The following is a 6,277-nucleotide window of genomic DNA, read 5'->3' on the forward strand; positions in this document are numbered from 1 at the left end:
CGCGATCCACTCCACACCCAGCTCCTCGGCCCTGGCCCGGCTCATCACCACCACCGCCGCCGCACCATCGGAAATCTGCGACGCCGACCCCGCTGTGACCGTCCCGTCCTTCGCGAACGCCGGACGCAACCTGCCCAACGACTCCACCGTCGTCTCCGCCCGGATCCCCTCATCGGAGGCGAACTCCACCGCATCCCCCTTCCGCTGCGGAATCGACACCGGCACCACCTCGTCGTCGAACACCCCGTCCTTCCACGCCCGCGCCGCATTCTGATGCGAGGCCGCCGCGAACGCATCCTGCTCGGCCCGCGAGACGAACCGCTCCCCGCTGTTCGCGGACTCGGTCAGATTCCCCATCGCCTGATCGGTGAAAATATCGTGCAACCCGTCGAACGCCATGTGATCCCGCAACGTCACATCCCCGTACTTGAACCCGGACCGCGACTTCTCCAGCAGATGCGGAGCCTGGCTCATCGACTCCTGACCACCGGCGACGACGATCTCGAACTCCCCCGCCCGGATCAGCTGATCGGCCATCGCGATCGCGTTGATCCCCGACAGGCACACCTTGTTGATCGTCAACGCCGGCACATCCATCGGGATACCCGCCGCCACCGCGGCCTGCCGCGCCGGGATCTGCCCGGCCCCGGCGGTGAGCACCTGACCCATGATCACGTACTCGACCTGCTCCGGTGCCACCCCCGCCCTGGCCAACGCACCCGCGATCGCGACCCCACCCAGATCCGACCCCGAGAAGTCCTTCAACGCACCCTGCAAACGCCCCATGGGGGTGCGGGCACCGGCAACGATGACTGAAGTGGTCACGAGGATTTCCTCCGAGTTTTCGAGGAACAGCAGGCCTGCTCGTTCCTGTGGTGTGCCGGAAGACACCTCCCGGCGTGAACTGATCTAACGTTAGCGCTACCGTCTACAACATGACTGAGTCGTCCACCCATTCCTCCGCGACGGGCACCGTTCTGGCTTCCGGCCTCATCACCGCCATCGATCACGTCGGCATCGCCGTGCCCGATCTCGACGCCGCCCTCGCCTGGTACGCCGAGAACCTCGGCCTCGTCTCCACCCACGAGGAGGTCAACGAGGAGCAGGGCGTGCGCGAGGCGATGCTGTCCGTGCCCGGCTCCCCGGAGGGTTCCACTGCGATTCAACTTCTCGCCCCGTTGAACGAGAACTCGACGATCGCGAAGTTCCTCGACCGCAGCGGCCCGGGACTCCAGCAGCTGGCCTACCGCGTCACCGATCTGGACGCGGTCTCGACCCTTCTGCGCGAGCAGGGCGTGCGGTTGCTGTACGACGCACCGCGCCGAGGAACCGCGGACTCGCGCATCAACTTCCTGCATCCGAAGGATGCCGGTGGCGTGCTCGTCGAGCTCGTCGAGCCGGCGGCCGACGCTCACCACTGAGTTCTCGGCGCGTCGCTTATCACAACGCGGGATCGCCCGCAGCTCCGGCCTCGCTGACCAGGTAGATTGTCGCCATGGTCTTCGATCGCGATCGCACCCCCAGCCATCTCCCGTTTTCCATCGTGCGCAAGGGCTTCGACCGCGACGAGGTGACCAATTACTTCGCGCGATTCGAAGCCGAGCTGCGGGTGACCGCCACCGACCGGGACGCCGCGGCAGCCCAGGCCCGGGACCTTTCCCGTCAGCTCGAGAACGCCCGCAACGAGATCGACGAACTGCGCCGGGACGTCGATCGGCTGTCGGTGCCTCCGACGACCGCGGAGGGGATGAGCGATCGTATTTCCCGGATGCTCCGGCTCGCATCCGACGAGGCATCCGAGCTCCGGGCACGCGCGGAAGCCGAATCGGCGGAGATGATTTCGCTCGCCGAGCAGGAAGGCATTCGGCTGCGCGGCGATTACGAAGCGAAGATCGCCGAGATCGAACGACGGCGAATCGCGTTCGAAGAGGAACATGCCGAGACGATGGCCGCCGCGCGGGCCGAGGCCAATCGCATCATCGCCGCCGCCGAGGCGGAACGCGACCGCCTCGCCGCGCAGGCCGAGGCCAAGCGCGCCCAGGTTCAGCAGGATTTCGAGATCACGATGGGCGAACGTCGGTCCAAGCTGCTCGGTGCGCTCGACGAACTCGAGCGCACCAGCAAGGCCGAGGCCGACCGGCGCGTCGAGCAGGCGACCCAGGAAGCCGCGCGTCGCCTGTCCATCGCGACCGAACAGTCCGAACGCAAGATCACCAACGCCCGCGATCTCACCGAGGAACTGCGCGTGCTGCGCAGCCGGATCCTCACCCAGCTCGACGGCGTACGCGAGCAGCTCGACGCGGTGCCCTCGATGCTCGCCGCGGTCACGCGGGAAGGCGACCTGCTCGACCGGGACGGGCTGTCCACGCAGGGCGACGACCGTACCGACGACGAGACCGAGAACACCGATTCGGACGATGCGACCGACTCGGCACCCGAGCCGCCGCAGGACCGGGACGACTCGAGCGACGAAGCCGAGCGAGCCCCGGCACCGGCACCGGCGGGCGATCGCCGTGGTCGTTCGCCCGCAGTGGTCAGCAAGGCTCGCAGCTGACGAAACCGCGGCGCTCGAACCCGCCCCCGACGACAGGGTTCGAACGCCGCGGAGATCTCGTGCAGGTCAGTCCGCGACGACTCCCGTCACGGGAATGCGCCCGTCCACCGCAGTCCGGAAGTCGACGAGTGCGCGCGCGAGGTGGTTGCGGCTCGTGACGACGGTGGCTCCCAGCAGTCCGCGATCCCTCAGGATGTGGTCGGTGTTGACCGCGTTCTCGACGGTGCTGCCGGATCGATCCTCGAGCGTGATCCGCTCGCGCGGAATACCGCGATCGACGAGCCACCGCGCCATCGCTGCGGCCTCGGTGACCCCGGATTTCGGTGCACCGCCACTGACGATGATGGGGGCCTGAGGGAAGCGGTTCGCGAGGTCCAAACCCGATCGCAGCCGCTCGTCCAGGACCGGCCTGATCGTTCCGTCCGGCAGCAGTCCGGCTCCGAGCACGACGATGGCGGTGCTCTGCGGGAGCAGTTCCAGCTGAACCGGCGGGGAAGCCGTCAGCGCTTCTTGCGCGGTACACGCGCGGATGAGCGGGAGCACGTCGGTCCGGCATCCTCCTGCCGTCGCCAGGATGCCGTTGGCGATGGTGACGGGGTCGACGGCCTGGGCCGGCCCGCCGCCGAGGGACAGTGCGGCCGCCGCGACGACGGAACCTACGAGCATCGGTACGCGAACGCGCATTCGCCACTCCTCCTCTTGTAGTTACCCGCGGGTAGGGCGTGGTGCAGGTGTGACCCTAGGGCACCCGTGGGATGAGAAGCGAAGAAAAACGCCGGGACGTCCGATTCCGGCCCGATGTCCGGGCCGGCTCACAACGAGCCCGGCGGACCGCGGTGGCCGGCGACTACGACCAGCGGCGGGTCGGGCTTCGCGTCGCCCGGCCCGACCAGCACCCGGTGTGCCAGTGCCTGCGGTCGTCCGCACCGCCGAGCGTGTCGGCCGACCAGGCGACCACGTGCGCGGTACCCGGCGCGATCTCGTGATCGCAGCCCGGACACCGATACGACTTGATCGCCCGGGACCCCGGAACCGAGCGCACGGTGAACCGTTCCGAGTCGGCGCCCGCGGGGCCGTACTCGGTGCGGGCGGTCGCCGACGCGTGCGGGTTCGGCCCGCGGTGTCGCGGCGGCTGGGCTCGGTTGCGGCGCGGCACGATCAGAACAACCGGAACTCGGTGCTCTCGGTTCCGCGCAGCGCCTCGTAGTCGAGGACGAGGCAACGGATCCCCCGGTCGGTCGCGAGAGTCTTGGCCTGCGGTTTGATCTGTTGCGCGGCGAACACGCCGCTCACCGGGGCGAGCAACGGGTCGCGGTTGAGCAATTCGAGGTAGCGCGTGAGCTGTTCGACACCGTCGATCTCGCCACGTCGCTTGATCTCGACGGCGATCGTGGCGCCGTCCGCGTCACGGCACAGCAGATCGACCGGGCCGATCGCCGTCGGATACTCGCGGCGGATGAGCGTGTACCCGGCGCCCAGGGTCTCGACGTGTTCGGCGAGCAGCTCCTGCAGGTGCGCCTCCACACCGTCCTTGATCAGGCCAGGGTCGACGCCGAGTTCGTGGCTCGTATCGTGCTCGATCTCCTCGAGCGTGATGCGCAACTGCTCACCGGCCTTGTTGGTGACGACCCAGAGGGCCTCCGCCTCCTCGCTGGGCTCCTCGGCCATCCAGCACGGCGGGCTCATCCAGTTCAGCGGCTTGTAGGCACGGTCGTCCGCGTGGATGCTCACCGACCCGTCGGCCTTGATCAGCAGCAGTCGTCGTGCCGTCGGCAGGTGTGCCGTCAGGCGTCCGATGTAGTCGACTCGGCAGCGGGCAATCACTAGGCGCACTCCTGCCACCCTAGTGGATCCTCCGGACGGCGCCTCAACGGACTACTCTCGAACGACTATGCCCGCACGCCGCGCAAGCACCGCGCCACTCGGTTCCGCGATCCTCGGCGAACCCGCCGAACCGGTTCGGCGGCAACGTATCCGGATACAGACGCTGCTGACCCTGTCCCTGCTCGGCACCCACTTCTTCGGAGCCGTCGTCGCGGCGGTGCTGATCAATGTGGTGGTACCCGGACCGTCGGTGCTCACCGGGGACTTCGTCGTCGTCATCGCGGTGATCGCACCCGTCTACGTACTCGTCGCCATGATCGTCGGGACGGTCCGTGGCACCCGGCTGGGGCTCGAGCAACTGCGCTGGGCACTCGCCGACCGGCCGCCGACCGACGCGCAGAAGCAGGACGCCCTTCGCCTTCCGTGGCGCCTCACGGTCCAGCAGGGCGTGCTCTGGTTCATCGGCCTCGTACTCTTCACGACATGTTTCGGTGTCATCGACCCGTCGACGATCCCGAAGGTCTCCCTGACGATCGCCCTGGCCGGCCTGACGGTGTGCGGCTTCGTCTACCTGTTCGGCGAGTTCGCGTTGCGTCCGATCGCTGCTCGCGCACTCGAAGCCGGTGCGCCCGTGCGCCGGCGCCGGGCGAGCGCCGGAGGCCGCTTCATGCTCGCGTGGGCCCTGGGCAGCGGCGTCCCGATCGTCGGCCTCCTGCTGGTCGCGGTGTTCAGCTTCATCAGACCGGTCACACCCACCCGATTCGCCGTGACCATCCTGACGATCGGCACGATCGCGCTCGTCGTCGGGGCCTTGCTCATGTGGCTCAGTGTGCGGGCGAGCATCGCGCCCATCGAATCCGTGCGGACCGGGATGACCCGGATCGAACAGGGAGACCTGGACGCGCGGGTCGTGGTGTACGACGGCACCGCCCTCGGCGAACTACAGGCCGGCTTCAATCGGATGGCCGAGGGACTGACCGAACGCGAACGACTGCGAGATGTCTTCGGCCGGCATGTGGGACGGGACGTCGCGGCAGCCGCGCTCGCCAATGCCGACGTCCTCGGTGGAGAAGAGCGGGACGTCGCGGTGCTGTTCGTCGACATCATCGGATCCACCGAAATGGCCGCGAGCCGGCCGCCCGCCGAGGTCGTCACTCTCCTCAACCGGTTCTTCGACGTCGTCGTCGACGAAGTGCACCGCGCAGGCGGTTTCGTCAACAAATTCGAAGGCGACGCTGCACTGGCCATCTTCGGCGCACCCGTCGAGACGACGGACGTCGCAGGGTCCGCGCTGTGCGCCGCCCGCGAGATCGCCAGGCGCATCCTCACCGAGGTTCCCGAATGTCGTGCCGGGCTCGGCGTCGCCGCCGGGCGAGCGGTAGCGGGGAACGTCGGTGCCCGGGAACGGTTCGAGTACACCGTGATCGGCGATCCGGTCAACGAGGCTGCCCGTCTGTCCGAGCTGGCGAAGTCCGTTCCCGGCCGAGTCGCTGCATCCGGCCGCGCCGTCGCCGCCGCCTCCGATTCCGAACGCGCACTGTGGACGCCGCACGACCGGGTCGACCTGCGCGGCCGCGCCGAATCCACGACCGTGAACATCCCCATCCGCACCTGACCGGCTCTCGCTCCCCGAGTGCAGGGACGCGACAGTCCCCGCTCGTCCGTTCCGGTGAGGGGAACCTTCAATCGGTCAGGCCGAATGAAGGTTCCCACCACCCACAACACCCCCGGAACGCACCAAAGCCGGAGGCCCCCACCAAAACTGGTGGAGGCCTCCGGTAACGGGTGTTCGGCGGTGTCCTACTCTCCCACACCCTGTCGAGTGCAGTACCATCGGCGCAGACAGGCTTAGCTTCCGGGTTCGGAATGGGACCGGGCGTTTCCCTGCCGCTATGACCG

At 68.3% G+C, this 6,277-nt stretch carries 7 protein-coding genes and 1 rRNA gene; 3 read left to right on the forward strand and 5 right to left on the reverse strand.

All coding sequences use genetic code 11. The features are described from left to right. Positions 1-825 (reverse strand): acetyl-CoA C-acyltransferase (locus A8G15_RS28260; protein ID WP_068166519.1); only part of this gene is annotated, 825 nt, incomplete at its 3' end. A 110-nt stretch (positions 826-935) separates the two neighbouring features. On the opposite strand from A8G15_RS28260, the gene mce reads away from it, so the two are divergent. Then, positions 936-1,421: a methylmalonyl-CoA epimerase gene (mce, locus tag A8G15_RS28265; RefSeq protein ID WP_068166509.1), complete on the forward strand. Its 486-nt coding sequence runs from the start codon at positions 936-938 to the stop codon at positions 1,419-1,421. 74 nt (positions 1,422-1,495) lie between these two features. Next, positions 1,496-2,554 (forward strand): coiled-coil domain-containing protein, encoded by a 1,059-nt coding sequence (locus tag A8G15_RS28270; protein ID WP_068166511.1) that lies wholly within the window; start codon positions 1,496-1,498, stop codon positions 2,552-2,554. Positions 2,555-2,620: 66 nt separating this feature from the next. On the opposite strand, the gene A8G15_RS28275 is transcribed toward A8G15_RS28270, so the two are convergent. From A8G15_RS28275 to nucS, 3 genes are all read right to left on the reverse strand, one after another. Beyond that, positions 2,621-3,238 (reverse strand): YdcF family protein, encoded by a 618-nt coding sequence (locus A8G15_RS28275; protein WP_068166512.1) that lies wholly within the window; start codon positions 3,236-3,238, stop codon positions 2,621-2,623. Between the two features lie 163 nt (positions 3,239-3,401). Continuing rightward, on the reverse strand, positions 3,402-3,710 hold the full coding sequence (locus A8G15_RS32135) for an ATP/GTP-binding protein (protein WP_068166513.1): 309 nt from the start codon (positions 3,708-3,710) through the stop codon (positions 3,402-3,404). Between the two features lie 2 nt (positions 3,711-3,712). Beyond that, a complete protein-coding gene (gene nucS, locus A8G15_RS28285; protein WP_068166516.1) occupies positions 3,713-4,387 on the reverse strand; it encodes an endonuclease NucS in 675 nt (224 codons plus the stop codon). Between the two features lie 58 nt (positions 4,388-4,445). On the opposite strand from nucS, the gene A8G15_RS28290 reads away from it, so the two are divergent. Next, the gene (locus A8G15_RS28290; RefSeq protein ID WP_068166517.1) at positions 4,446-5,993 is read left to right on the forward strand and encodes an adenylate/guanylate cyclase domain-containing protein; all 1,548 of its coding nucleotides are present in this window, start codon (positions 4,446-4,448) and stop codon (positions 5,991-5,993) included. 172 nt (positions 5,994-6,165) lie between these two features. On the opposite strand, the gene rrf is transcribed toward A8G15_RS28290, so the two are convergent. Continuing rightward, positions 6,166-6,277: ribosomal RNA gene (rrf, locus tag A8G15_RS28295) — 5S ribosomal RNA — on the reverse strand; the annotation flags it as partial.

The sequence above is a fragment of the Rhodococcus phenolicus genome (assembly GCF_001646785.1).
Lineage (GTDB): Bacteria > Actinomycetota > Actinomycetes > Mycobacteriales > Mycobacteriaceae > Rhodococcus > Rhodococcus phenolicus.

What these genes read in the sequence shown, in the direction of transcription:
- A8G15_RS28270 (WP_068166511.1), top strand. Translation starts at nt 1,496, where the DNA reads ATGGTCTTCGATCGCGATCGCACCCCCAGCCATCTCCCGTTTTCCATC.
- mce (WP_068166509.1), top strand. Translation starts at nt 936, where the DNA reads ATGACTGAGTCGTCCACCCATTCCTCCGCGACGGGCACCGTTCTGGCT.
- A8G15_RS28290 (WP_068166517.1), top strand. Translation starts at nt 4,446, where the DNA reads ATGCCCGCACGCCGCGCAAGCACCGCGCCACTCGGTTCCGCGATCCTC.
- A8G15_RS28275 (WP_068166512.1), bottom strand. Translation starts at nt 3,238, where the DNA reads ATGCGCGTTCGCGTACCGATGCTCGTAGGTTCCGTCGTCGCGGCGGCC.